At 60.0% G+C, this 26,427-nt stretch carries 21 protein-coding genes; 10 read left to right on the top strand and 11 right to left on the bottom strand.

Going from position 1 to position 26,427, the window contains the following annotated elements:
- From HMPREF0178_RS03860 to HMPREF0178_RS03850, 3 genes are all read left to right on the top strand, one after another.
- On the top strand, positions 1-1,582 hold a 1,582-nt coding region (locus HMPREF0178_RS03860), incomplete at its 5' end, for a thiamine pyrophosphate-dependent enzyme (protein ID WP_009379214.1).
- A gap of 13 nt (positions 1,583-1,595) precedes the next feature.
- Positions 1,596-2,198 (top strand): indolepyruvate oxidoreductase subunit beta, encoded by a 603-nt coding sequence (locus tag HMPREF0178_RS03855; RefSeq protein ID WP_009379211.1) that lies wholly within the window; start codon positions 1,596-1,598, stop codon positions 2,196-2,198.
- Between the two features lie 284 nt (positions 2,199-2,482).
- A complete protein-coding gene (locus tag HMPREF0178_RS03850; RefSeq protein ID WP_009379208.1) occupies positions 2,483-3,109 on the top strand; it encodes a LysE family translocator in 627 nt (208 codons plus the stop codon).
- A gap of 281 nt (positions 3,110-3,390) precedes the next feature.
- Here the strand turns inward: HMPREF0178_RS03850 and HMPREF0178_RS03845 are convergent, their stop codons facing one another.
- The 6 genes from HMPREF0178_RS03845 to HMPREF0178_RS03820 form a co-directional block, all read right to left on the bottom strand.
- Positions 3,391-5,013 carry an RNA repair transcriptional activator RtcR family protein gene (locus HMPREF0178_RS03845; protein WP_009379206.1) on the bottom strand — a complete coding sequence of 541 codons (1,623 nt, stop codon included), beginning with the start codon at positions 5,011-5,013 and terminating at the stop codon, positions 3,391-3,393.
- Between the two features lie 245 nt (positions 5,014-5,258).
- Entirely contained in the window at positions 5,259-5,618 is a 360-nt protein-coding gene (locus HMPREF0178_RS03840; RefSeq protein ID WP_009379204.1) for a hypothetical protein, read from the bottom strand.
- A gap of 203 nt (positions 5,619-5,821) precedes the next feature.
- Complete coding sequence (locus HMPREF0178_RS03835; protein WP_009379202.1) at positions 5,822-6,202, bottom strand: NifB/NifX family molybdenum-iron cluster-binding protein; 381 nt, start codon at positions 6,200-6,202, stop codon at positions 5,822-5,824.
- A 54-nt stretch (positions 6,203-6,256) separates the two neighbouring features.
- Positions 6,257-7,141: an ATP-binding protein gene (locus HMPREF0178_RS03830; protein WP_009379200.1), complete on the bottom strand. Its 885-nt coding sequence runs from the start codon at positions 7,139-7,141 to the stop codon at positions 6,257-6,259.
- Entirely contained in the window at positions 7,134-8,021 is an 888-nt protein-coding gene (locus HMPREF0178_RS03825; RefSeq protein ID WP_009379188.1) for a 4Fe-4S binding protein, read from the bottom strand. Before HMPREF0178_RS03825 ends, HMPREF0178_RS03830 begins: the two co-directional genes overlap by 8 nt.
- Positions 8,022-8,028: 7 nt before the next feature.
- Positions 8,029-8,715 (bottom strand): DUF134 domain-containing protein, encoded by a 687-nt coding sequence (locus HMPREF0178_RS03820; RefSeq protein ID WP_009379186.1) that lies wholly within the window; start codon positions 8,713-8,715, stop codon positions 8,029-8,031.
- Positions 8,716-8,961: 246 nt separating this feature from the next.
- Here HMPREF0178_RS03820 and HMPREF0178_RS03815 point away from each other — a divergent pair, with 246 nt between their 5' ends.
- On the top strand, positions 8,962-9,462 hold the full coding sequence (locus HMPREF0178_RS03815) for a hypothetical protein (RefSeq protein ID WP_009379184.1): 501 nt from the start codon (positions 8,962-8,964) through the stop codon (positions 9,460-9,462).
- A gap of 365 nt (positions 9,463-9,827) precedes the next feature.
- On the opposite strand, the gene HMPREF0178_RS03810 is transcribed toward HMPREF0178_RS03815, so the two are convergent.
- On the bottom strand, positions 9,828-10,346 hold the full coding sequence (locus tag HMPREF0178_RS03810; RefSeq protein WP_009379182.1) for a rhodanese family protein: 519 nt from the start codon (positions 10,344-10,346) through the stop codon (positions 9,828-9,830).
- 268 nt (positions 10,347-10,614) lie between these two features.
- On the opposite strand from HMPREF0178_RS03810, the gene HMPREF0178_RS03805 reads away from it, so the two are divergent.
- The 3 genes from HMPREF0178_RS03805 to HMPREF0178_RS03795 all read left to right on the top strand — a co-directional run bounded on the left by HMPREF0178_RS03805 (position 10,615) and on the right by HMPREF0178_RS03795 (position 13,449).
- Positions 10,615-11,967 (top strand): sodium-dependent transporter, encoded by a 1,353-nt coding sequence (locus tag HMPREF0178_RS03805; RefSeq protein ID WP_005026201.1) that lies wholly within the window; start codon positions 10,615-10,617, stop codon positions 11,965-11,967.
- A 308-nt stretch (positions 11,968-12,275) separates the two neighbouring features.
- A complete protein-coding gene (locus HMPREF0178_RS03800) occupies positions 12,276-12,803 on the top strand; it encodes a macro domain-containing protein (RefSeq protein ID WP_009379180.1) in 528 nt (175 codons plus the stop codon).
- 82 nt (positions 12,804-12,885) lie between these two features.
- On the top strand, positions 12,886-13,449 hold the full coding sequence (locus HMPREF0178_RS03795) for a flavodoxin family protein (protein ID WP_009379178.1): 564 nt from the start codon (positions 12,886-12,888) through the stop codon (positions 13,447-13,449).
- A gap of 171 nt (positions 13,450-13,620) precedes the next feature.
- On the opposite strand, the gene HMPREF0178_RS03790 is transcribed toward HMPREF0178_RS03795, so the two are convergent.
- Positions 13,621-18,000: a PAS domain-containing protein gene (locus tag HMPREF0178_RS03790; protein ID WP_009379176.1), complete on the bottom strand. Its 4,380-nt coding sequence runs from the start codon at positions 17,998-18,000 to the stop codon at positions 13,621-13,623.
- A gap of 344 nt (positions 18,001-18,344) precedes the next feature.
- Here HMPREF0178_RS03790 and HMPREF0178_RS22905 point away from each other — a divergent pair, with 344 nt between their 5' ends.
- The 3 genes from HMPREF0178_RS22905 to HMPREF0178_RS03770 all read left to right on the top strand — a co-directional run bounded on the left by HMPREF0178_RS22905 (position 18,345) and on the right by HMPREF0178_RS03770 (position 22,552).
- Positions 18,345-18,827 (top strand): type IV pilin protein, encoded by a 483-nt coding sequence (locus tag HMPREF0178_RS22905; protein ID WP_009379174.1) that lies wholly within the window; start codon positions 18,345-18,347, stop codon positions 18,825-18,827.
- A gap of 289 nt (positions 18,828-19,116) precedes the next feature.
- Positions 19,117-21,210: a diguanylate cyclase domain-containing protein gene (locus HMPREF0178_RS03780; RefSeq protein WP_009379173.1), complete on the top strand. Its 2,094-nt coding sequence runs from the start codon at positions 19,117-19,119 to the stop codon at positions 21,208-21,210.
- A gap of 277 nt (positions 21,211-21,487) precedes the next feature.
- Positions 21,488-22,552, top strand: a complete 1,065-nt coding sequence (locus tag HMPREF0178_RS03770) for a nucleoside hydrolase (protein WP_009379172.1) — start codon at positions 21,488-21,490, stop codon at positions 22,550-22,552.
- Between the two features lie 297 nt (positions 22,553-22,849).
- Here HMPREF0178_RS03770 and HMPREF0178_RS03765 read toward each other — a convergent pair whose 3' ends face one another.
- From HMPREF0178_RS03765 to HMPREF0178_RS03755, 3 genes are all read right to left on the bottom strand, one after another.
- Positions 22,850-23,260, bottom strand: coding sequence for a cytochrome c3 family protein (locus HMPREF0178_RS03765; RefSeq protein WP_009379171.1), 411 nt, complete (start codon positions 23,258-23,260; stop codon positions 22,850-22,852).
- Between the two features lie 63 nt (positions 23,261-23,323).
- Positions 23,324-25,237 carry a response regulator gene (locus tag HMPREF0178_RS03760; protein ID WP_009379170.1) on the bottom strand — a complete coding sequence of 638 codons (1,914 nt, stop codon included), beginning with the start codon at positions 25,235-25,237 and terminating at the stop codon, positions 23,324-23,326.
- Positions 25,234-26,415 carry a hybrid sensor histidine kinase/response regulator gene (locus HMPREF0178_RS03755; protein WP_009379169.1) on the bottom strand — a complete coding sequence of 394 codons (1,182 nt, stop codon included), beginning with the start codon at positions 26,413-26,415 and terminating at the stop codon, positions 25,234-25,236. The genes HMPREF0178_RS03760 and HMPREF0178_RS03755 overlap by 4 nt, the downstream gene beginning before the upstream one ends.
- Positions 26,416-26,427 lie beyond the last annotated feature (12 nt).

Below are 26,427 nucleotides of genomic sequence, written 5' to 3'. Positions count from 1 at the left end.
TCCGCTCGGTACGCTGACGTATCTCGGCGTCCGCGGGAGCCTCGTGGTGTACAGCGCCGACGACCCGAGCATGTTCTCCAGCCAGAACGAGCAGGACAACCGGCAGTATGCCCGCCTGTTCGGGCTTCCCTGCTTTGAACCCGCCACCGCGCAGGAAATGAAGGATATGACCGTGGCGGCGTTCGCACTTTCGGCGCAAATGGGGATGCCTGTGATGGTTCGGGCGACCACCCGCGTGGCGCACAGCCGCGGCGTGGTGGAGCTCGGCGACATCCGCCCCAAGGCCGGGCCGCGCCGCTATGAAAAGGATTACGCGTTCGTGCCGCTGCCGGGCAATGCCGTGCGCCATCACAAGCGTCTGGTCGAGCGTATGCGCAGCCTGGTTCCGGTGAGCGACGCCAGCCCGTTCAACCGTGTGGAAGGCCCGGCGGATGCGCGCTTCGGCGTGGTCGCCAGCAGTGCCGCGGTCAACTATGTGCTTGATGCCGTGAAGGAATGCGGCCTTTCGGATACCGTGGGCGTGTTCCGCCTCGGCATGACGTGGCCTCTGCCTGAAAACGCCCTGCTGAAATTCCTGCGCGGCAAGGATACGGTGCTTGTGCTTGAGGAGCTGGAGCCGCTGGTTGAGGAAGCCCTCCGCGCGATGGCGCAGAAGAACGGCCTTACCCTGACCATCCTCGGCAAGGGAACCGCCGACCTTTCCACGCTGTACGAATATACCCCGGCCCGTGTGAGCGCCGCCGTAGCCGAAGCCTTCGGCGTCGCTGACGTGACCCCCGCGCCGCTGGATCTCACGGATGCCCCGCAGCTGGTCAACCGTCCTCCGTCCCTGTGCGCGGGCTGCCCGCACCGCATGTCCTACTATGGCGTGAAACTCGGCTGCGAAGGCCGCGACGTCATCTTCGCCACGGACATCGGATGCTACTCCCTCGGATTCATGCCGCCTCTGCGCATGGCCGACATCGGCGTGTGCATGGGCGCGGCGGCCTCCATGCCCGCCGGTCTGGAACTGGCGGTCGGGCCGGAACAGCGCATCGTCGGCTTCATCGGCGACAGCACGCTGTTCCACTCCGGTTTGACCGGGATCGCCAACGCCGTCTACAACCACCACCGTTTCGTGCTGGTCGTCCTCGACAACATGGTTACGGCCATGACCGGACATCAGCCTTCACCGGGCCGTGACGCGTCCCTGCCGCAGGCTCCGGGTACGCCTCCGCTGACCAGCATCGACATGGAAGCCGTCATCAGGGCGCTCGGCGTGGAGCACATCCAGACCGTCCGGCCCACCAACCTTAAGAAGGTGGCGGAAGCGACCCGCGCCGCGCTGGATCACGACGGCGTTTCCGTGATCATCTGCCGCGAACCCTGCCCGCTGCACATGCGCCGCCTGTCCAAGGCCAAGAAACCCGTGTTCGGCATCAACGAGGAACGCTGCGTCAACTGCCATACCTGTGTGGACACGTTCGGCTGTCCGGCCTTCCAGCTTCGGGACGGCAAGGTGTCCATCGATCCCGTCCAGTGCATCGGCTGCGCCGTATGTGCCCAAGTTTGCCCGAACAATGCGATCCGTCCCCAAAAATAAGTAAGGAGCCGTCATGAATACCTTGAGAATCTATATTGCGGGCGTGGGAGGGCAAGGCAACGTGCTGGCCTCCAAAATGATTGGCGAGGCCGCTCTGAGCATGGGCGTGCCCGTCCTCATGAGCGAAACCCACGGCATGGCCCAGCGCGGCGGCGTGGTGGAATCCACGGTCGTGCTCGGCGGCGCGCAGAGCCCCACCATTTCCGACAACTGCGCGGACATCCTGCTGGCCTTCGAGCCGATGGAAGCCGTGCGCGCCCTGAGCAAGGCCAATGCCGACACCATCGTGATCACCAACACCGCGCCTGTGGTGCCGTTCATTCCCGGCGGTTCGGCGGCATATCCCCCCGTCGATGACCTGCTTGCCTGCCTGCGTGCCAAAGTGGGCCGCGTGATTGCGTTCGACGCCCGCAAGGAATCGCTGGAAGCGGGCAACCCGCTCGGCCTGAACATGGTCATGCTCGGTGCGCTGTACGGGGCCGCGGACATGCCGCTTACGAAGGAGAGCCAGATGGAGGCGATCCGCAAGAACGGCAAGCCCGCCTTTGTGGAAAGCAACCTGAACTGTTTCGAGCGCGGGTTCAAGGCCGCTTCCGAGGAAACGGCGAAGGGCTGATCCGCTCTGTAAAATCAGCCGGGGGGAGGCTCTCCTCCCGGCCTTCACGAGATGTGTTGCGGGTGTTCTTTGATCGTCCAGCTGCATTTTCCGCCTGAAGGTTCGTTATCCGGCATTACACGGGGCGATCGGCACAAACTGGGAAACTTTCGGCTTTATGGGGCGGCATCCTTGATGCGGATATTGGGCGGTCGGCATGGGCCGGAAAACCCCAGTCCCCGCAACACCTCGTCTGAAGAGAAGAGGGCGGAACTTTTCCCGCCTGAGCAAGTAAAGGAAACATTATGTTGCCCGTTGAAACGCTAGGGGCTTTTTTTGCCGCATCGGTGGTCATGGGGCTTGCCCCCGGCCCGGACATCCTTTTTGTGCTGACGCAATCGGCTCTGTACGGTGCGCGTGCGGGGTTCGCCACGACCTGCGGGCTGATCACCGGCCTGTTTGTACATATCACCGCCGTATCGCTCGGGGTCGCGGCGCTGTTCCAGAGTTCGGAAACGGCGTTCAATGTGCTGAAATTCGCGGGGGCCGCCTATCTGCTGTATCTGGCGTGGCTCTCCTTCCACAGCGGAACCTCAAAGGCTTCGCTCCAGAAGGCGCAATTCCCCGGATACGGCACACTATACAGGAGAGGGGTGATTATGAACATCACCAACCCCAAGGTGACGCTGTTCTTCCTTGCTTTCCTGCCTCAGTTCGCCGATCCCGCGCAGGGCTGCCTTACGGCGCAGATCGTCGTCCTTGGCGCGCTGTTCCAGCTTGCCACGCTGCTGGTCTTCGGTTGCGTGTCGCTGCTTGCGGGACGGGTCGCCGGGCGTTTCAACAGTTCCGTCAAGGGGCAGTTGTTCCTGAACCGCGCCGCAGGTTGCGTTTTTACCGGGCTGGCGGTCATGCTGCTTGTCTCTTCCCGTTGATCGCTCCCCCGATACTTCCCCCCTATACCCCGACGGCCTTCCGTAAAGAAAGATACCCCTTCCGCTACAAAGAGCCCTTTCACGGAGGGCCGCCGGGCAGCCCCCCGTTCCAGCCAAAAGGCGGGAAGCAACCTCCTGTAGAGGAGATTGCTTCCCGTCCTTTTCCCCTGAGTGCCTTGCTGCTCGTGTCATGGAAGTATCCCCGCATCACGGAAGCGGTTCCCGCTCCTTGCCGCAACTTTTTTAGGCGTCGGGAACAATGCCCGTGCAGGCCGTCCGCGTTAGCGGTACCGCAGCGACTGGATCTGCTCCCATGTGACGCCTTGCGATTTGAGATACTTGTTGAGCCGTGTCGTATCGTCGGCGTGTTTTTTCCGGCCACGCGAAACGCCGAACAGTTTACGCCCTGCCTCCGTGCGCGTGGAGCAGTCGCAGCATACCCTGATGACGTTTTCCAGCTGTATCTTGTCGAACAGATCCATCTGATCAAGCTGGGAGGGGGTGAACAGCCTTGACAGCAGCGGGGCCCCCTGTTTCGGGGCGGGAAGCTCGGCGAGGGCCGGGCTATGCCATATCGCACGCAGCCGGACAATCTCCTCCTCCACAAGCTCCTCGTTGATGATGCCGCCGAGGGCGTAGCTCTGCATCCGTTCGATGGACGAGGACAAGTCGCGGAAGTTCCCCGGCCAGATGGCTTCGGGCGACATGGCGAAGTTCAGATAGCGTTCCCGCGCTTCGGGCAGGAAGTCCGCCTTGAAGCCTTTCAGCCGCGTGTGGCGGTCAAGTTCGTAGTTGATGTTCGGCTCGATGTCCTCCAAGCGTTCCCTGAGTGGGGGAAGCCGGAAATGCCACATGTTGATGCGTGACAACAAGTCGAGGCGGAAGCGCCCCTGCCGGACTTCTTCGGCAAGATCCCGGTTCGTGCCGCAGATAAGCTGAAAGTCGCTGTGTACCGGCGTATCCGATCCGAAGGGGTAGAATTTTTTCTCTTCGATGGCCTTGAGGAGGATCACCTGTATCTGGAGCGGAATCTCCGCGATTTCGTCAAGGAAGAGGATGCCTTCATGCGCTGTCTTGAGCAGCCCCTGACGCACCGCCGTCGCGCCGGTAAAGGAGCCGCGCACATGGCCGAACAGGTTGGAAAGCACGCTTTCGCCCTGTAGGGTCGCGCAGTTCACTTCGACGAAGGAACCTGGGACTAGTCCTTTATTGTAGCGGAGTTCGTAAATTTTTCTGGCAAGATGGGATTTCCCGGAACCGGTGGGGCCGGAAAGCAGGACGGGCGCGGTGGAGTGGGTGGCCACATGCTCCATCTCTTCGATCAGCTTGTTGAATACGGGGTTTCGGGTTTCGATGCACGACTTGAGGAATGTCTGGGCCGCGACATTGCGTTTTTCCGAATCCGCGATGCTGGCGATCCACTTGCGGATATCCCCCTCGTAGATCTCCATGATGATGTCGCCCGGCTTTTCCGGGTTGGGGGCCAGACGGAGCATCTGGAAGGGCAGGCGCTTGAAGTGGAACAGCATGATCAGCATGAGCGCATGTTGGAACAGGTTGCCCGGCCCCAGATGAAAAAAATACCGTTCGTTGCTCAGATCGAAGCGGTATTGTTCAAAGTAGGCGCTGAATACCTTGTAGGCCGGGGCGATGTCCTCGTAGGTGAGCACGCCGTTGAGGTTGGTGATCACGGGGACAATCTCGGTTTCCGGGCAGACGTTGTTCATGTCCTTGACCAGCGTGGGGACGATGTGCCGGTACAGGTGGCTGATGAAGAAATACAGCCTGTCCACCTTGAAGTCGTGAATGCGCAACAGCTCCAGCAGAGGGCGCCAGCGGTCTTTCCGGTCTTCGCCGGTGTACATATCTAGATGGGAAACCGTGCTGAATACGATGGAACGCATGTGCCCTCCCGCCCGGATACGGAGTTTCCCCTTTGGTTACCAGCACGCGGGCGTGCTGTCCATCCCTTTGGTATTCAAGGCGGATATGAATCGGGTTCAAAGATGTCCCGTCTGGTCGGAGCGGAGACGGCAATGCGCTGACGTCCGTCCGTTCCCCAAACGGAGAAGCGCCCTCCGCCCCAACGGGACCGAAGGCGCATGTTCCTCATAAGGCGTTTCGCCGTAGGCTGCGCGGTGCGGCAATCCTACATGACCCCGGCAAGGGCCTTGAGGAGGCGTTCGGTATCGTCGGCCTTGGGGGAAGTGGGCAGGGGCATGAGGATGCCGAGCCCTTCCGTGGCTTCGTGGAATTCGTCGGGGTCCATGTCGCTGACGACGGCGGTATGGACGCTGGCGTTGATCATCATGATGTCGATGACGGCCTGACGGAGAGCCTTTCCTTCAATCCCCAGATCGAGGATGGCGAGAACGGGCGGCGTGTCGCGGATGATCGGCGCGGCGTCTTCCAGTGATGCGGCCTGTTGGAGCGTGTTGCCCCCGCGCTGAAACACCGGCAGGCATTCATTCCAGGCTTCGGGGCGAGGCGTGACGAGCAGCAGTTCCATAATGGTTCCTCATGCAATGCAATAAAATGGTAAAGGGGGCCTTTCCTTCTTCGATTCTCAAGAAAACTGCAAACAGGGATTCGATAAGCGCGAAAGTCTTTGGAGAGGGTGGAGGAGGAGCGAGCCGCTCTGGCAGTTTGGAGGGGGGCGGGAGAATCTTTCCCCAGAAAGGTTCTCCCGCCCCCCCTCCAATTCCCAATGCCTTAGTGATGCCCACCGCCGCAGGTGAATTCGGTGGAGAAGGCGGGGAGCTTGCCTTCGAGGAACGCCTGCACCGCCAAGCCGACGGTGGGATAATTGCCCGCATAGTAGACGGAAACGCCAGCCTGCTGGAAGCCCATGAGCGGACGCATGCCCATGCCGCCGGCGAGGAGCGCGGTTACGCCGTGGGAGGCGAGATGCTGCACGGGGGCGAGGCAGCCGCCCTGCTGGTGGGGCACGTTGGGCAGGGTGCCCACGGATTTGATCGCGCCGTCTTCGATCTGCACGATGGTATAGATGTCGCAGTGGCCGAAATGCATACCCATACCGGCTTCAAGGCCACCGGGAAGTGCGGAAGGGATAGCGAGAGTAGACGTGCTCATTGGATTGACTCCTGTTGGTTAAAGTATTGGCAAACGCCGCTGCCGCAGGGCGGATCAGCCGCGCTTTCGAGGTGCGTAAGCCAGTTCGCGGATACGGCCCCAGATGGCGGAGAGCGTGGACGCGAGCGGCGAATCCGTCTCGGTCAGCGCCTTGCGCCGGATCATGGCTCCCGTTACCGCCGGATCAAAGGGCAGGGCCCCCACGACGGTGTAGCCCCTGTCGTCGGCAAGCCGGGTGATGGCCTGCACTTCCTCATGGTTGAGATCCGCTTTGTTGATGAGGACCGCGACCGGGATGCGGAAGTGGTCGCACAGGGCCGCGATGCGCTCGAAGTCGTGACGGCCCGAAGGCGTGGGCTCCACCACAGCCACGGCGAGGTTCGCCCCGGAGAGCGAGCTGATGACCGGGCATCCCACGCCCGGCGAGCCGTCGCAAATGACGAGATCAAGCCCTTGCCGTTTGGCGAGCTCACGGGCCTGCTGTTTGAGCAGGGTCACGAGCCGCCCGGAATTTTCCTGCCCTGGGTAGAGCTGCGCGTGGACGAACGGGCCGAAGCGCGTGTCGCTGAGATACCACTCGCCGCACTCCTTTTCGGGGAAGGCGATGGCCTTGGCCGGGCACAGCGCCACACACACGCCGCACCCCTCACAGCGCAGGGGATCGATGCCGTAGACATCGCCGTCCTTTTTCACCGCATCAAAACGGCAGTGCTCGAAACAGATCCCGCAACGGCGGCAGGCATCCCTGTCGATGACGGCTTCGTTGCCGGAGATGAACGCTTCGCGGGTGTGGACCTGCGGATCAAGCAGGATGTGCATGTCGGGAGCGTCCACGTCGAGATCGCAGACGACCTTGTTTTGGGACAGATGGGCAAGGCTTGCGCAGACGGACGTTTTGCCCGTGCCGCCCTTGCCGCTGATGACGACGATCTCACGCATGACAGGCTCCTTCGGCGAACGTCAGCACGGCATCGCGCAGGGATTCGAACCGCGCCCGCCATTCCGGAGAGGCTGCCGCGATGAGGCGTCCCTTTGCGTATGTTTCGGCGGCGGCGCGATCAAAGGGCAGCTCGCCGAGCAAGGGAAGGCCCTGTTCCGCGCAATACGCGCGCAGTGCGCCGTCTCCCTCGGCATTGCCCGGCATGGCGGCCCGGTTCATGATCACGGCCACAGGCTTTCCGATCTGCCGGAAAGCCTGATGCGCCAGCCGAAAATCGTGGAATCCGAACGGCGTCGGCTCGGCCACCAGCAGGACGGCGTCGGCGTCGAGCCCAACAGTCATGGTGGGACAGCTTATGCCGGGGGGCGAATCGATGAGCGCGTCGGCGGGGATCGCCGTGAGCATCAGATCCAGTTTTTTGCGCAGGGCGCGCAGGAGCGGCGGGGTCATGGCTTCCCCGATGCGGGAGCGCCCCATGAGGAAGCGGCCCCGGCCTTCCAGCACGGTCCCCTGATCCAGCACGCCGAGTTCGCGGCTGCCGGGCGTAAGGGCCTGGGAGGGGCAAACGGCGAAACAGCCGCCGCAGCCGTGGCACATGTCCGTAAAGATCGTGAGGCGCGAAGCGAACTGGGCGATGGCCTTGTAGCGGCAGATGGCGCGGCAGGCTCCGCACAGGGTGCAGCGCTCGGGATCGAGGATGGGGACTTCCAGTCCAACGGTTTCCGAGGCTTCCACGGCGGGGGGCAGGAACAGGTGCAGGTTCGGGGCCTCCACGTCCGTGTCGACGGCGATGAAGGGGCGGTCCCAGACCGACGCGAGCGACACCGTAACCGTGGTCTTGCCCGCGCCGCCCTTGCCGCTGGCGATGGCGATACGCATGATGGGCCTACTTGTTGGGCGCGTCGGCGAAGGGCGCGTCCCCGTTTTTGTATTTTTCCACGGCCTCACGGACGGTCATGCCGTCCAGATCCTGACAGACCTTGATCCCGGCGGCCTTGAGCGCCTCAAACGCCTTGGGGCCGACGTAGCCGCTGAGGACCACGGTCACGCCCGCGGCGGACATGCGCTCGGCGGTTTCAATGCCCGCGCCCTGCGCCATGGTCTGGGAGGCCCCGTTGTCGAGGTAAGAGGTTTCCATCGTTTCGGGATTCACGATGACGAAACCGCCCGCCCGCCCGAAGCGCGGGTCCACCACATCGTCGAGCGAAGGGCCTTCGCTGGAAACGGCAACTTTCTGCATGTGAAACTCCTTGTGAGGCTTGTCCGCCTCGGGTTGGGGCGGCAGGACGGCGTACGTCCCGCCTTCGATGCACAGTGCCCGCCCGTTGACGAGCGCATCGGCCACGGCTCGCCGGGCTTCGGCCAGCGTACGGCCGAAGGTGTGGCGCGAAACGCGCATCCGTTCGGCGCCTTCCCCTGTGGTGAGCCCTTCCAAATCGGCAAGGCGCAAGGCTTCCAGACCTTCCACGGTCAACAGCGTTTCCGTGAGTTCGGTCATGGGGATCCCGCGTGGCTTAAAATACGTCACGTGGGGCTTGCGTTCGACGTAGCGACAATTTCTGGGCCTTGCCATGTGCATCTCCGAATAATGTTCAAATGAGCATAACTCAGAAAAAGGCCGTGTCAAGAAAAAGCCGCAGGGAAATCCCAAAAAAAGGGGCCTCCCTGCTCATCCCGACGAAACGGAACCCGGACGGCAGGCCGTCGAAAAACGGCTTTTCAAGGGAGGATCGAGGTTTTTTATGCCGCAACTCTTGGCAATGGGTGGCTGGACTGCTACAAGAAACGATGCCCGGCGGAGATTCGGGTGAGGTCTGATATGGAAAGAGAGAACATCAGCGTGGACATTATCACCGTACACGGACATGAACATGTAGTCGTGATCAACGGCATGGCTTTCGAACTGGATCCCGGTATGTTCGATCCGACTATCCACAAGATCGAATGGGTGGCTGGACAAGGGGTCATTTATTGGGAAGATGGTCGGGAAAACACGCTGTTCGGGAAAGATGGCTATGATGTTCATATCGCCCCGCTGGTTAGGGCGTTCGGTGAGGAGCAGAGACGGGTCGAGGACAATGTGATCATCCTTGACGCTGAACGCCGCCAGAGAACCTATGCCACGGCTAAGCAGCGGGCCAACTTATTAAGCCAGATCTGCGAAGTCGAGGAGAAAATGGCCCGTTCCACGCAGGCAATCCTTGCGGCGCAGCTCGCCGGAAAAGTTCCCGAGGGTGAAGACGTGCACCATTTCCTTTCCAACTATACCAGAAAACTGGAACTCAGGGCGCAGCTCGCTACGCTGGATGCGGATATGTAACCGCCTCGCCCCCGCACGGTGATAGCCTTGTACCTATCATAGAATGACCAAGCCGTCCGTACCCCCTCAGACAACAGGGTATGGACGGCTTGATGCGTTTAGGCCAAATCCCGGGGAACAGCGGCATGGGGCGGGGAACCGGATGGGCTGCGGGCTTGGGCCGCTCCCTTTTGTCCCGTCCGTCAGCCGTTTGAGATTGCGTGCGCCGTGTCGAAAGCTTCTCCCGGAGAAAAGAAGCCCCGGTCAGAAGGCGCGGAGGCTGAAAGAGCCTATCCCGCTGAAACGGTTCGCCCCCACAGGCAAGAGGCCGCACAGGGTATCGCTGCCTTGGGGTACCGCTGTCTTTTATTTTCCGTATAATCGGTTCAACGCCGGTTCCACGGCATGTGCGAAAGCAGCACGCCGAGGCCGCAGAACCCGGAAATCCCGGCGAAGACGAGCCCTGCGCCGGCAAAGGCGGACAGCCAGAAAAACGGATGCCAGAAGGCGCTGCCGATGACGCCGATGAGCACCAGGGAACCGGCCGCGATCTGAATCTGGCGGAACAGCGGGATGGTAGAGGAAATATGCTCCACGGGAAGCCCCGCCTTCTCCCAGCCGGAGATGCCGCCGTCAAGACGATAGGCCTGCACGTCGCCGGCGAGGCGCTCCAGCAGATCGGAAGCGTTGGCGGTCCGGTTGCCCGAATGGCAGAAGAAGACGATGGGCTTGTCCGGGGCGTCGGCGTCCTTCAGAGGGTGCTTGGCGATGATCGAGAGCGGGATCAGCCGGGAACCCGGCACGAACTCTTGGGTGTACTCGTCGGTTTCGCGGATGTCGACAAGCCTGGCTTCGCCTTTGGAAAAACGCTCGAAAGCTTCTTGAGGGGATATGACTGGAAGCATGGGGACTCCTTTGCCGCGTCTGCATAAGGCGGCTGGTCTTGGGTGGGGTGTTTTTTCCGTAGCATAATACACTGTAAAAGCGTACGGCACTAGAGAGGCTGGAGCGCGGCGAATCCGTTGTGCCGGCCTCGCGAATAACAGGCCTGTTGGTCTGGAAATGGGATGAAATGGCACTGTTTCTTGCCTCAATCCCGTCGGCGTGATATTCACGGGCCTTCTTTTCACGGCTGCCTTTCTAGGACACGCCCTTATTTTATCGGAGCTGATTATGGCGGAAACCTCTCGCGATCTGTTTGCTTCACGCCTTGGTATGCTGGCGGCCACGCTCGGATCGTCAGTCGGATTGGGCAATATCTGGAAATTCCCCGCCTTGACGGGCGAGCACGGCGGCGCTTCGTTCCTCCTCGTGTATATCCTGTCCACGCTGGTTGTGGGGCTTCCGCTCATGATCGCGGAACTGCTCATCGGCCGCTCGACGCGCTCCAATGCGTATCAGGCTTTCAAGACACTGTCCTCGAACCGGTTTTGGTGGATTATCGGCGGGTTGGGCATCGCCGGCGCGGTGACGATCCTGAGTTTTTATTCGGATGTGGCGGGCTGGGTGTTCGCCTATATCCCCAAGGCCCTTACCGGAAGCGTGCACACGCAGGATCCCGCCGTGGCCAAGGAAGCTTTTTCATCCCTGCTCGCGTGCCCGTGGAAGTCGTTGTTCTGGCAATGGCTGGTGCTCGGGCTGACGGCTTCGGTTATCCTGCGGGGGGCGTCCGGCGGCATTGAAAAAGCCACCCGCATCCTGATCCCGCTTTTGTTCATCCTGCTTGTAGTGGTCTGTATACGCAGCCTGACCTTGCCCAACGCGATGGAAGGCCTGAAATTCCTGTTCATGCCCGATTTCTCGCGTATCGACGGCTCGGTGGTGCTCATGGCGATGGGGCTGGCTTTCTTCAAAATGTCCATCGGGTTCGGCTGCATGATCACATACGGGAGCTATTTCCGGTCGGATACGCATGTGCCGTTCCTTGCCGTCCGCGTGATGGTCTGCGATCTGCTGGTATCCATTCTGGCGGGCATTGCCGTGTTCCCCGCCGTGTTCAGCTTCGGTTTTGAACCCACGGCCGGGACAAGCCTGCTGTTCCTGACCATCCCCGCCGTGTTCGCGTCCATGCCCGGGGGGCAGCTTTTCACCACGTTGTTTTTTGTCCTGTCCGCCGTAGCTTCAATGGGCGCGATGCTGTCCCTGCTTGAAGTGCCGGTGGCGTGGCTTTCCGAAACCTTCCGCATTTCCCGCCCCCGCGCGACCGTGCTCATGACCCTTGCGCTGATCCTGCTCGGCGCTCCAGCGACCTTGTCCACCAGCGTGTTATCTGATGTTACCGTATTCGGGCTGTCCCTGTTCGACCTGTACGATTTCCTGTCTTCCAACCTGATGCTGCCGTTGGACGGCCTGCTCCTGAGCCTGTTCGTCGGGTACGTCTGGAGCCGCAGCGACGCGCTGGACGCCCTGACCAACGGCGGGACGCTGCACAACCTCGCCTGCGCCAAGGCTATCTTGTTCCTGTGCCGCTACGTCACTCCTATTCTTATCGTTATTATCCTGTTGAACGGATTGAAGGTGTTCTAGAGCGGATACGCTTTGAGGCTATGGGTAGTGTGGAAGGAGGTTTGCCGAGTAGGGAGATGGTGCGGGAAGGGCACATTTCATTGTTGATTGCGTAAGATTGGTATACGGTTGCAACGGGGTCGGAACTTCGGTTGCAGCCGTTTCCTGTTTTTGGGCAATATGTTGAAGGTGGACTTCAACGGCATATCGGGAAAGTGCCAGTTTTTTCATGAGGAGGCAACAAGCGCCTGTTTCCGGAAGCGTATTGGGGGCCGTGCGCGTGAAAAAAGGGCGGCAGGTCATCGTTCCCCTCAGATAAGGAGAAAGGTATGAAATGTCTGTTATGCGACATCAACCCTGCTATGCGTGAAGCGTGGGAAAAAGAGCTGGAGCGGCGGCCCAGGCTGGCGGCGCTGTGTTCGGTCGTGGCGGGAGGCATTACGGACTTGCGGGTGGATGCGGTCGTGTCCCCGGCGAATTCGTTCGGTTTTATGCGCGGCGGAGTGGACGGCGTCTATACCCGCGTTTTCGGGGAAGGCGTGGAAAGTCGGTTGCAGGCAATTATCCGTACGCTTCCCGCGAAGGAACTGCCGGTCGGGGAAGCTCTCATCGTGCCTACCGGATATGCGGGCATCCCGTGGCTGATCTCCGCGCCGACCATGCACAGGCCTTCCGTGCTTCATGACGGCGATCCCGTGAGGCGTTCGGCGCGGGCCGCCATGCGGGCGGGGCTTGAACAATCATTTGCGTCCATAGCTTTTCCGGGCATGGGTACGGGAACGGGCCGCCTGCCGTTCGATGCGGCTGCGAAGGCCATGTTTGATGGCATGGAAGAGGCACTTTTCTCTCCACGCTGAGAACGGCGCTAAAAGGAGTTGCCTTCTGGAACAAGCGGGCCGCAATGCCTGTTTGGTGAAATGGACAGCAAAGGAGCGTGTTATGGGAAAGAATATCCTGTGTATTCTGAGCAGCCCGCGGCAAAACAGCAATTCGGGGCTACTGGCCGAGGCCGTGCTTGAAGGTGCCGCCGAACACGGCGGCAAGGCCGAAGTCATCCGGCTTGTGGAGCGGAACATCAATCCCTGTCACGGCTGTTTCGCCTGCACCCGTTCCGACAGGGGATGCGTGCAGCACGACGGTATGACGGATCTGTATCCTTTGATCGCTTCCGCCGATGCGCTGGTGATGGCTACCCCCATCTATTATTTCAACATGTCCGGTCAGCTCAAGACGTTTATCGACCGTTGCATCGCCGTGGACGTCGGGGGCGGCAAACGCGGCCTGCGCGGCAAGAAGCTGGCGGTGACGATGGCCTATGAAGGGGATGATCCCTTCGATTCCGGCTGTATCAACGCTATCCGCTGTTTTCAGGATATCTGCCGCTATACGGGCATGGAGCTGAAAGGGCAGGCGTACGGGACCGCCCTTGAGCCCGGTGCGATCCTCGCCAACAAGAAGCTTCTCGATGAGGCCCGCGAGTTGGGACGTATCCTTTTATCCTGACACCCAAGCCCTCTTGTCCGAACAAAAAGCGGCCTCGACGCAATACCGCCGCATTCCCGTAACAGGGAACGCGGCGGAGAGGGGTTCGATAAGGCCGAAAGCCTCGGGACGGGAGGGGCCGGGGGAGAAACCTTTCTCCAAGAGAGGCCTCTCCCCCGGTGCCTTTCTCCCTTACCGGAAATACGATGCCAGCCGGGCGTACAGCGTCTCCGGTTCGATAGGCTTGGCCAGATGTTCGTTCATGCCCGCCTTGCGCGACTGCTCAATGTCCTCGGCAAAGGCGTTGGCGGTCATGGCGAGGATGGGGACAGTCGCGGCGTCGGCCCGGTTCAGGCCCCGGATGGCCTGAGTGGCCGCGATGCCGTCCATGACGGGCATACGCACATCCATGAGCACGGCGTCGTAATGGTTTGGGGGTGAGGAGCGGAACATCTCCACGGCCTGCTGCCCGTTACAAGCCCCGTCCACGGACGCGTTGCGGAACTCCAGCAGCGTGCGGGCGATTTCCATATTGATTTCATTGTCTTCCACAAGCAGGATGCGTCGCCCCGCGAAATCCTCTTTCTGCACGGGAAGCGTGGCGGCGGATTGTCTGCGGCGCGTGGCCTTGAGCAGTACGTCTTGCACGACGGATTGGAATATGGGTTTGGAGATGAAGAAGTCCACCCCCGCCTCACGTGCCCTGGCCTCGATTTCCGTCCAGTCATAAGCCGACATGATGATCACCAGCGTGTCGGGCCCCACGATGCGACGGATGGAGCGGGCCGTTTCCACACCGTCCATGTCCGGCATTTTCCAGTCCACAAGCGCGATGTTGTAGCAGGTGTGCCGTTGCAGGGCCGATTTGACGCGGGTGACGGCCGCCTTCCCGGATGTGACGTACTCGGCGTCCACGCCGATCCTGTTCAGGATCAGGGTGGTGTGCTCACACGTGACAAGATCGTCGTCCACAACCAGTACCCGGATGTCTTCGAGGGAAACGTCCTGTTTCGGCGTATTGTCCGGAACGGTGAGCAGGGGGAGTTCCACCACGAACTCCGAGCCGACGCCGGGGGTCGAGCTCACGGAGATGTGGCCGTTCATCAGTGATACGAGGTTGCTGCTGATGGCGAGCCCGAGCCCAGAACCTCCATAGCTGTGGGAAATGGAAGCCCCGCCTTGCTCGAAGGGTTCGAAAATCCGTGTCAGCAAGCCCTTTTCCATACCGATGCCGGTATCGCGCACGATGAATTGGAGATAGGCGCGATCGCGCACCCTCCGGGTTTCCCTGATGCTGAGGTGCACACTGTGCCATTCCGGGGTAAATTTCAACGCATTGGACAGAATGTTGATAAGCACTTGATTGAGGCGCAGGGGATCGCCCCTGTAGCGCTCGTCCACCACGCCTTCGATGTTCAGGTCGAAGACAATATTCTTGTTTTTCGCCTGCGGATAGATGAGTGAACTGATGCCCTCCACGAAAGACCGAAAATCGAATTCTTCATTAATGATGGATACTTTTCCGCTCTCAATGCGCGACATGTCCAGAATGTCGTTGATCAGCGAGAGGAGGTAACGGGACGAAAGCCCGATCTTGCCGAGGCAGTCGGTCAGCTTGTCCCTGTTGTCCAGCGAGGCGGCGGCGATGGTGGTCATGCCGATGACCGCGTTCATGGGCGTGCGGATCTCGTGGCTCATCCGTGAAAGGAAGTCGGATTTGGCACGGCTGGCCTGTTCCGCCGCGGTCAGGGCGTCCTTGATGATTTGCCGGTTCCGTTCCGCCTCGCGCTCCTTTTCCTGCTGCTCCAGCACCAGTTTGGTGATGTCGAGGATATAGGAAAGCATGTATTCGCGGTTGTCATCATAACGGTACAGGGACATGTTCCATGTCTTGTAGGCCGGGGAGCCGTTGGTATTCACCGTGTACTTGATGGAGTATGAGCCGCCTTCCCTGCGCATACGGTTCAGCGCTTCCGGGAGTGAGACCGCCCGCAGGAAGGCCTCCCGATCTTCGGGGGCGACATAGCGTTCGGAGTAGCGGGCGATCAGCGAGCCGTAGTCGGAGCAGTCTGCGAGGGGATAGCGGTTGATCAGGGTCGGCAGGTGGAGGGTATAACTCTTTGTCTCCACATCCGTTTCTATGATGTATTCGCATGTTTCGCGCAGGATGGCCCGGAAGCGGTTTTCTTCCTGCTGCTGTGCGATGCGGATGTCGTGGACGTCCCGCACATTGAGCAGGATGGAACCGTCGTCGCCGAAGTAGGTATAGCGGGCGCATTTCCACCGCAGGCTCCCGTCCGGGGTCAGCACACGGTAGTAGCAGGTGCCCTCCTTTTCTTCCTCAAGCGTTTTGAGCATGTTGCCGATGCTCATGGTTTTGAGGCATGTTTCCCGGTCCTCGCTGCATACGATGCGGGAGATGGCGTGCGCCAGTTCTTCGGAAAAAATGCCTGATGTCGGTATATCGTAATAGGACGCGTTTGAAGGCGTGCACATGACGTATCTGCCTGTGGAGGGATTGATCTGGCAGATACTTTCATAGTCGCGGCGCAGTTCGAGATCGAAAATCCGCTGGAGGCGCTCCTTCTCCTGGCTGATGCGTTTATTCTCCGTGATGTCGCGGATGATGCCGACCACGCGGGCAAGCGCGCCGTTCTCATAGACGGGTTGGCCTTGCAGGAGGCACCAGACATAGTCTCTATTGATCTTGAGGTTGCGGAGCCGGACTTCCGCGGAGCCGCCCTGAGTGCCCGAGAATACCCGCATGGCCGTTTCCGCATCTTCGGGATGGGCAATTTTCTGATCGTAAAGTTTCTTGCTGAAGTTGGGGGATACGTGTTTGGCAATCTCGGTTTCGTCCCCCCGGCGGATCGTCTCATAGAAGACGACCGTATCCGTTTTGCGATCATACTCATAGATCACGTCCGCGGAGTTTTCCATAATGATGCGGTAACGGTCGCGTTCCCGATAGAGCTGGATCTGTGCCGTCTTCTGCTTGGTGATGTCAATGAAGACGCATTGGTAGACTTTTGCGCCGTGCGCGTTTTCCACGAACCGGGCGATGAGGTGGATCCAGATGGTCTGCTCGTTATCGAAGCGGCGGCAGCGGTATTCGATGTCTACCGGCGCATCCGTTTCGGCGGCTTCCATGAACGCGGTTACGATTGCGCCGCGATCCGCCGGGGCGACGGCACTGAGCGTCCCTTTGTATGCGGTTCGGTCCGTGCCGAGCATCTGGAAGAAATTGTCGTTGGCCTCAAGCAGGGAAAGCTGTGTCCCGATAAGGACTTTGGCGACGCCGCCGGGAATGCTGTCATAGGTGGAGTCGCGTTCCCGCTCGACGCGCTGAAGCTCCGTGACGTCTGAATAGGCGGCTTGGATGACGGGTACTCCGTCCATATTGTTGATGATGTTGGCGCTGGCGCAAACCCAGCGGACAGCCCCGTCCCGCCGGATGATACGGCAGTTATAGACGGTGGGGCGGCGATCCGCGATGAGGCGCTCGATGTGTTCCCGCACAGTGTCCACATCGCAGGGGTGGACGATGCTCATGAGCGATCCGCCGGTTTCCGTGCGGAACTGCTCTTCGGTGTAGCCGATGACATCGAAGGTGAAGGCGTTCGCGTTGAGGAAGGTTCCGTTGAGATCATATTGGACCAGCGCGCACAGCGTGGTGTCATAAAGGGATTGGAAAAACGCTTTCTGCCGCCGGATGGTATCGTTGGTGTGGCGCCGTTCCGTGATATCCACAATGACGCTGTTGATGACGGTCTTGCCTTCCTCGTTTTTGCTTTTGCTGCCCGTGTCCCAAACCCATATGAGTTTCCCGTCTTTCCGCTGCATACGGTATTCGGTGGAGTAGGTCAGGGAATTGGCGAAGCAGCGCTCGCAATCCGCCAGGGCCTGCGGCAAGTCCGGCGGATAGACGAGTTCGGTCATCCTGCCGCGGCATTTGGCCATGAGCTCCTCTTCGGTATACCCGAGCATCCGGCACAGGCCCTCGTTCACGTAGAACAGCGAATAGTATTCGTCATCCCAGTTGGCCTTGAGGCCGGAGGAGACGGTGCTGTTCAGGAGGGCTATCTGGCGGCTCTTCTCCACAAGGAGGCGCTGGAGGTATTCGTAGCTCTGCCTGCCGATCTGTGCAGGGAAGTCTTCCCCTTCCCGCATGTCAGCATAAGGATTGGAGATATGGATGAGCGTTATTTTCAGCTCTCCATCCACGAGCTTATAGGAGAAGGTCACGCGTTGATGGGCGCGGAGGACATAGCCTGTTTCGGGCTTGGTGGCGATCCAGCAGCGTCCGGCGACGAGGCATGAATGCTCATCCCACGAAACAAGGCGGTAGTCCTCATCGGTGATGATGCAGTCGGGCACGGCCTTTTCCGCATAGGTACGGAGAAAAAAGTCCTTTATCGTCTCGTAGTCGTAGCAGATCTGATCTTCGCCCGCCCCGATCCACGTGAGGGTTTCGTGAAATAAAGGAAGGATTTTGTCGAGGTCATGTTCGCAATAGTGGGCGCGCATGATTTCGGCGGTCAGTTGGGGAGCCTTCAGAAACAACGTGTTCATTCTTGATCCTGCGGTTGCGGAGAAAAGCCGGATGAGCGGCGGTGGAAGCGGAAGGAACGGACGGACGCCGCATGGGGACGGCGGAGAACGCCCGGAGAGGAGAGTGGGGCACGGATACTGACGGTGACATCCCTCTGCCGCTTTCCCGGATGGCTCAAGGTGTCGTGGGGCGCCTCCGGCATTTCAGGCGGACACCCGTTGAGACTCCCGTTTTTTCCTTGAACTAGCTCAAAAAAAAGGAAGGGGCAAGGTGAAGGGGAATTCTTCAAGCCGTGTACGCTGGACAATCAATACGCCGGGCAGTATTTTTCACAAAGGGGCTCTGCAATGCCCAAGGGGGTGCCATGTACCAGAAGGAAAAAGGGTTCACACTGATCGAGATCATTTCCGTACTCGTGGTTCTGGGCATTCTCGCCGCCGTGGCCCTCCCGAAATACTATGACCTGCAGGAAGAAGCCCGCATCAAGGCCGCCACCGCCGCGGTATCCGAAGCGCAGGCCCGCATCAACCTGGCTTTTGCGCAGTATTTATTGAATCATGGAGAATGTAAGGATATAGCCGCGCTTCTGATGACCCCGTTGGGAGATGAAAAGGGTGACGGTTCATTGTATATAGGGGATGACGATGCCCATTTCGAAGATAAGACTGCGGGCAAGGTCGGGGGGTGGATATTTTGGGTCGATGAGTCGAAGAAGCTTGAAACGGTCAATGAGGACACTCGGGTAGGGCTCCTCGAGGACCCGGATGGGAACAAGATCGATATGAGCGAAACCGGCCTGTACCTTCGTATACCCCAGTGTAATTCCTCAAACAAAGATGAAAAATGACCAGAACCGATGGCCCCTTTCGTTCTCTGATCCGGGAACGCCATTCCTGAGTCCGAAAATCTATAATGCATGTTCAATGTATGTTTTCCCTATACGGGAGGGGGCTGCTTGCGCCGTTTCGGCGCGATTGCGGAATGCCTTTGCGAATGTTATTGAGAGCACTATTGTATAGCCGTGTTCAGGTGTAGCATAAAAGAGTGAATAAGGACAGGGAAGGGCGTTCCTCACGGGGCGCTGTTTTGGTGCGTCTGCGGGAACCGGATACGTCCTCCGGCGATGGGAAGGCATGATGGGAACGGAAAAAAGGCAGATCCTCGTCGTCGACGATGTGGAGCTGAACCGGGCGATCCTCGCCGAACTTTTTCAGGATTCATACGAAGTCCTTGAAGCTGAAAACGGCTGTCAGGCGCTGGAACTGCTGGAAGCGCACCATGATGCTATCCTGATCGTGCTTCTGGATATCATCATGCCGGTTATGGACGGCTTCGAGATGCTTCAGAACATGGCCCACCGCACGTGGAAGGAAGAAATCCCCGTCGTACTCATCACCTCCGAAAATTCCGACAACGCCCTTTTAAAGGGCTACGAACTCGGCGTTTCGGACATCATCAACAAGCCGTTCAATCCGAATATCGTCAAGCGCCGCGTCGACAACACCATCGAACTCTACCTGCACAAGCGCCATCTTGAGGCGCTCGTCCGGCAGCAGGTGGAAACCCTTGAAAAGCAGACGCTGAAGCTTAACCGTTTCAACGAGTTCATTATCGATACCCTGAGCACCGTCGTTGAGTTCCGGAGCTGCGAATCCGGGACGCATATCAGGCGGGTCCGCGAAATCACCCGGCTTTTGCTGGAATCCCTGTCTTTCAGATATCCTGAATACGACCTTCCGCACGGCGCCATCGACAAGATGGTCAGTGCCGCCTCCATGCATGATATCGGCAAGATCGCCATCCCCGACGCGGTGCTCAACAAACCGGGCAGGCTCACGGCGGAAGAATTCGAGATCATGAAGACGCACTCCCTCAAGGGATGCGAACTGCTGCAAAGCATCAACGAAGGGCAGGACGAAGAGTACTACCGCTTTTGCTACGACATCTGCCGGTCCCACCATGAGCGCTGGGACGGGAGCGGGTATCCGGACGGCCTTGCGGGCAATAACATCCCGATCTGGGCACAGGTCGTTTCATTGGCGGACGTGTACGATGCGTTGACCAGCGAGCGCGTGTACAAGGCCGCGTATACGCACGCGCAGGCCGTTTCGATGATTCTGAACGGCGAATGCGGCGTCTTCAATCCCCGGTTGCTGAACAGCTTCCTGAGCGTCGCCTCGCGGCTGGAAAACGGGGAGATCGGGCCCATGTTCAGGGAACGGGCGGCCGCACCCGCGAAGCCTTCGCACAAAAAACACTCACTTTCGGCCCGGACCTTGTGGCTGCTAGAGCGTGAACGCGAAAAATACCGCGTCCTTTCCGAGCTTTCGGGGGATATCGTCTTCAATTACGACGTGAAGCGGGACATGTTGGAGTGTTCCGAGAAGTGGTATGAGGTGTTCGGCTGGGACATCACCGTGCCCAACGCCCGGAAAACCCTCCTGCGCTCCTCGTTCATCCATGAGGATGACAGGGCGATTGTCTTGAAGGGGCTTTCCGGAATCACGCCGAAGCACCCCCGCTGCCGTATGGAGATCCGGCTTATGACCTCCGGGGGCGGTTACGAATGGTTCGACGTGTATGCGAACGCCTTGTGGGATGCTGATTCCGGCAGCAGGCTAGGCTATCTCGGCAAGCTGACCAACATCAACGAACGGAAGAGCGAAGTAAACCGTTGGCGGGAACAGGCGAATACCGATCCGTTGACCGGGCTGTCCAACCGCAAGCGCATAGAGGAGCAGATTGCCCAGGCGCTTGAGGATGACAAAGAGAACGGGGCGGCGTTCCTGTTCATTGATGTGGACAATTTCAAGGCCGTCAATGACACGCTCGGCCATATGTTCGGCGATGAGGTGCTCCGGCATGTTGCCAGTGAAATCCGGCGCACGGTCCGCACGTCGGATATTGTAGGGCGCGTGGGCGGGGATGAATTCATCGTGTTTCTGCGCAATATCCGTTCACTGGATGCCATTTCCAAAAAAGCCGGAGAGATTTGCGCGGCTTTCAAATCAAAGTACAGTGAAGCCATTCCGCATGGCGGCATATCGTGCAGCGTGGGCATAGCGCTGTATCCCGGAGACGGGGCGTGCTACGAAGATCTGATGCATAAGGCCGATCAGGCCCTGTACGCCGCCAAGGAAAAAGGGAAAAACTGTTTCGCGTTCTATGACGTCACATTCCGCAACAGGGCGTTCCCGTCCGTGCTCTCCGAAGTCGAAAGCGGGGCATAGCCAGTGGTATTCTCGCATTTCAAGCCGCGTGGGGCTCTCTCCGTCCGCCGCCGGTTTCCCAATGGGCCTGTGCACCGTATGAAACGCTCTTCCCTAGGGCCGTTCATCCGCCATACGGCTTGCGCGAGGAGCCGCCAGCGCATCGGCAGGAAAAAACACGGGCACGAAAACGTTTTCCCGCACATTGGAACCACGGCGTCCGAAACGGCGTCTTGTCCCATCCTGATCGGAAAAGCGGGTAACTCTTTTTTCACCTTCAAGCGAAAGGAAGGACGGCATGAGACGATGGAACCGGCTGTGGGACGTTGTTTTGGGGGTGATAGTGTCCCTGTTGTGCGCCTTCCCCGTATCCGCCCGAGAAAAAGTGATTTTAGACAGCGACATGGTGGAAGGCTTCGATGACGGGGTCGCCATGCTGGCGCTGGCGCAATCCCCCGGCATCGAGCTGATAGGGGTGACCATCGTGGCCGGCAACACATGGGTTTCCGACGGCGTGGCCTATGCGTTGCGCCAGCTCGAAATCGCGGGCCAGAACATCCCCGTGGCTGCGGGCGTGGATCGTCCGTTCAGGCCGCAGCGGTACGAATTGTTCGGGCTGGAGCGGCAGCTGTTCGGCATGGGTCATGATGCGTGGGTCGGCGCGTTCGGATACCCAAAACCGGAATCATGGCAAAAGGTTTATCGGGAGCGCTACGGCAAAGAGCCTCAGTCGCGCCCCGATCCCCGTCATGCGGTGGATTTCATCATTGAAGAGGTGCGGAAACACCCCGGAGAGCTTACCATTGTGGAGATCGGCCCGTGCAGCAACCTGGCGCTGGCCGTGCTCAAGGCCCCTGACATCGTGCCGCTGATCAAGCGGGTGATCTTTATGGGCGGCTCGTTTTTCAAGCCCGGCAATGTGACCCCGACCGCCGAGTTCAACTGGTGGTTCGATCCCGAAGCGGCGCGCATCGTTGTGCGGACGCCGTTCCGCGAGCAAATCATGGTCGGGCTCGACGTCTGCGAGAAAATGCCCTTTTCCTTTGATCGCTATCAGGCTTTCCTTGCCGGACAACGCCCGGAGATGAAAAAGCTTTTGGAATCCACGTATGCGGGGCAGCAGTTCGCCAAGGACAAGGCCTTCAGCCAGTACGTCTGGGATGTGCTGGCAGCCGCGATTCTGATCGATCCGAGCCTGATCACCGAGGAACGTACATGCGCCGTGGACGTGAACGCGGAATTCGGGCCATCTTACGGGCAGGCGCTGGCCTATCCCGACAACGGGCCGCAGGGAAGCCAAAAAGCCCGGATCGTCATGACGATCGATCAGGAACGCTTTTGGAACATGCTGACGGCACGCTGAACCGTTCAACCGGCAGGAGGAAGCTGATGGCTTTAAGTCCGTTGATTCAGAGATGAGCCGCTCCATCTAGGCAAAACGCCGGGGAGTTTTTCCCGGCGTTCTGTTTTTCCCCTGACATGTTCCGTCTCCCCAAAACAGGCATCCCGATACAACGGAATTCCTTTTATGCCATCTCGTTCCCCGTCCAAAACTTTGGGGAAGAGGGGGATTGGTGGAGGAAGGAGGGCAAACCCTTCTTCAGGAGAGTGTCCTCATTCCTCCACCACTGATTTCTCCTATCCTTCCTCCCTCACGCCGTTAGCTGTTCTTCGCGTGGCAGGGGTTGCAGCCCTTGAACTTTTCCTTCAGATCGGGATTTTCCGCCACAGCCTTCTGATGGCAGCCCATGCAGGACTTTTCGGACTTCTTGTTGTGCATGGTGAAGTAGTAGCCGTGCTCGCTCTTGTCCTTCTTGTCCATGTTGTCGTGGCAGCCCTTGGTGGCGCAGCCGACATAGATGTTGCCTTCCACGGCCTTGTGGTGACAGAACGCGCAGTCCGTCTTGGCGTGGGCGCTGTGGGTGAAGATAACCTGTTTCTTCTCGTTGCCCGTGTTGTTCATGGTCATGGGCTTTTCGATCTGAGCCTTTTGTTCGGGCGTGGGATCGGTGGCCAAGGCCGGGATGCAGAGGCCAGCAACGGCCAGCGCACAGAGAATGAGTCTTTTCACGGTATCCTCCAATGGGGTTTCAGACGATCCGGCGATGCCGGCGCGTCCGTTTGGGAACATGGGTTACTTCGCCAGAATGCGCGGCATGGTGACGGTGAAGGTACTGCCTTCGCCCTTGACGGAAGCCACCTCGATCCTGCCGCCGTGCTGCATGACCACCTGGCGGGCGACGTACAGGCCGATGCCCGTACCGCCCTTGCCCTTTGAGGAGAAGAACAGGGTGAACAGCTTGGTACGGGTTTCCTCGGTCATGCCGATGCCGTTGTCCTCGATGCGCACCTCCACGGCGTCGGAAAGCCCCTTGACGCTCACCCGTACGTAGTGCTCCTTCTTGGAGCCGTCGGCGCGGCAGGCGTCCACGGCGTTCTCAAGCAGGTTGACCAGCGCGGCGCTGAGGGCGGAGGCGTCGGCCTCGAAGGTGCCGGGATCGCCGTCGGCCTCCAGCGTCATGGCGATGCCCGCTTCGGCGGCCTTGTCCGAAACCGTGGAAACAACGGAACGCATGAACTCCTCCGCGACCAGAATGTTCCAGTCGAGCTTGCGTTCCTTGGCGAAATACAGGATGTCGAGCACCATCTTGCGCAGGCGGGCCACAAGCTGGCGCATGTCCTTGAGGGAATCACGGGTCCGTGCCTCGTCGCCCTTGTCGATGCCGGAACCGAGGCGGTAGACGCTGCCGTCCAGCGCGGTGAGCATACCCTTGATGCCGTGGGCGGTGGAGCCCATGAGCAGGCCGAGGGAGGCGAGCCGATCCTGCAGCTGGCGCAGCTCCGTAATGTCCGTGGCCATTTCGATGCATTCGGTGATGTTGCCCGAAGTGTCGCGCAAAGGCGCGGTCCAGACGAGCACGTTGACCGGCCGGCCTTCGTGGTCGATGACCACTTTTTCCGTATGGCAGGGCTTGCCGTCCTGAAAGGAGCGCTGCACCGGGCACTCGTCGCAGGGCGCGGACGAACCGGCGAACAGCTCGTAACAGCGCTTGCCGCTCTGCATACCGAACGTGTGGCGGAAGGCGCGGTTGGCTTCAAGCACCTGCAAATCACGGCCCACCACGGAGACGTAACAGGGGCTCTCTTCAAACAGCTGGCGGAAGCGTTCGCGGGTGACGCGCAGTTCCTCGCGCAGGCGGCGGCTTTCCTGCTCGTCCACGCTCAGTTCGAGCACCAGCTCCACTTCGCCTTCGTTATTGAGGATCGGCGCCGTATGCACCAGCACGGGGATTTCCTTGCCGTTCTTGTCACGCAGGATCTGCTCGCTGCGCGCGCCGCGGCCCTCCACAATGGCCCGCTCCACGGGGAACATGGCCTCGTTGCTGTGCAGGACATAGGGCTCCCAGCTCGGGTGCCCCACGAGGTTGCCGAGGCGTTCGCGGTAGAGATCGTTGACGGCAAGGACTTCCATAAACCTGTCGTGCATGGCGATGAAACAGGGCAGCTCGTTGAAGGCCTGCTGCTCTCCGCTCATGGACGAGCCGAGGGTGTGCAGCCCGAAGGCAAAGCCGTCCACGACCTGCCGGGCGGCGAGCTGGCGCTCCGCCTCCACGAGCTGCGCGGACTTCTCATTGATCATTTTTTCGAGATTCGACGTGTATTCTTTGAGCTTGTTGCGCATGGCGATGCGCTCAAGGGCGCGTTTCAGGGAAATGTGCAGCAGATCGTCGTCGATGGGTTTGGTGATGAAATCGGACGCTTCCAGCTTGAGCCCCTGAATCGCCATTTCCAGATCCGCATGTCCGGAAATGAGGATGACTTCGGTTTCCGGCGCGAGGATCTTGATGTGCTTCAGGAGATCCAGCCCGTTCATGCCGGGCATCCTGATGTCGGTGATCACGATGGGGATGGGCCGTTCCGCGAAAAGCTGCAGGGCTTCCTCCCCCGAGGCCACGGTGATGACGTTGTACCCGGCGTCGCGGAGCGAAAGACCCATGACGGTACGGATGCCCTGTTCGTCGTCGACGAGGAGAATGGTTTCTTTCATGAGTCCTCCCTGAGGTGGTTCGCCTCGGCGGCAGCGGGGGTGCGCTCCACGCGCAGCGGCAACACGATGCGGAACAGCGCTCCGCTGTCGGGCAGGTTCTCCCACAGGAGCCGGCCGCCCATTTCCAAAAGCGCTTTGCGCGTTCCGAGCAGTCCGAACCCTGTACCATCTTTTTTGGTCGTAAACAAACCGTCCCGGAGCCGTTCGGCGGCTTCCGCGCTCAGCCCCGTGCCGTTGTCCCGCACGTCGTAAATGAGGGCGTCGGGCGTGCGTGCGATCTCGACCCGGACTTCGGCGGGACGGGCGCGCAGCCCCGGCGCGGGGAAGGCCTCCAGCGCGTTGCCCACCAGATTGAGCAGGCAGCCTTCGAGGCGTTCGGCATCCAGAGGGATGGGGTCTGAATCGGCGGCATCCTGAAACTGGAGCGCTATGCTCAGGCTGGCGGCCCGGCCTTCCAGACGCTTGACCACATGGCGGACGGGCTGCGCCGGGTCCACAAGGCATTCGCGCAGTTCCGTCTGCTGCCCGATATGCAGCAGGTGCAAGAGCTTGTCGCGCACCCGCGAAATGTCTTCTTCGAGCATGGCCCAGCCGTCGTCGAGATACTCCCGGTTCCCGGACTCCATCCCCTGCTTGAGGACAAAGAGGCTCCCTTCGAGCGCCGCCGCGAGGTTTTTGATGGTGTGGGCCATGCAGGCCACGGTTTCACCCACGACGGCGACCCGGTGGGCTTCCAGCAGTTCCCGCGTGCGCGAGGCGACGAGCTCCTCCATATGTTCGGTGTGGCGGCGGATCTGTTCGCGCAGGGAGTATTGTTCGGCGGCACGTTTCAGCGAGTGCTCCAGCAGGTCGTCGTTGACGGGCTTGGCAATGAAGTCCGCCGCGCCGAGGCGCAGGCATTCGACGGCGTTGTCCATGTCGCCGTGCCCGGTGATCATGACGACCTGCGTGTCGGGATTCTGATTGCGCACCCGTTCGAGCAGGGCCAGGCCGTCCATGCCCGGCATACGGATGTCGGTGACCACGATGGGGAAGGGATTGGCGGTGAACGCCTCCAGCGCTTCGCGGGCGCTCTCGGCGGTGTGGACGTCATAGCCGAAATCCCTGATCAGGGCCCCGAGGACATGGCGGATGCCGGGTTCATCATCAACGAGCAAAACGCGAACGGAAGTGTCCATGCAGTATCCTTG

This window comes from Bilophila sp. 4_1_30 (assembly GCF_000224655.1).
Classification (GTDB): Bacteria; Desulfobacterota; Desulfovibrionia; order Desulfovibrionales; family Desulfovibrionaceae; genus Bilophila; species Bilophila wadsworthia.
This window is presented reverse-complemented; position numbering and strand designations above follow the sequence as displayed.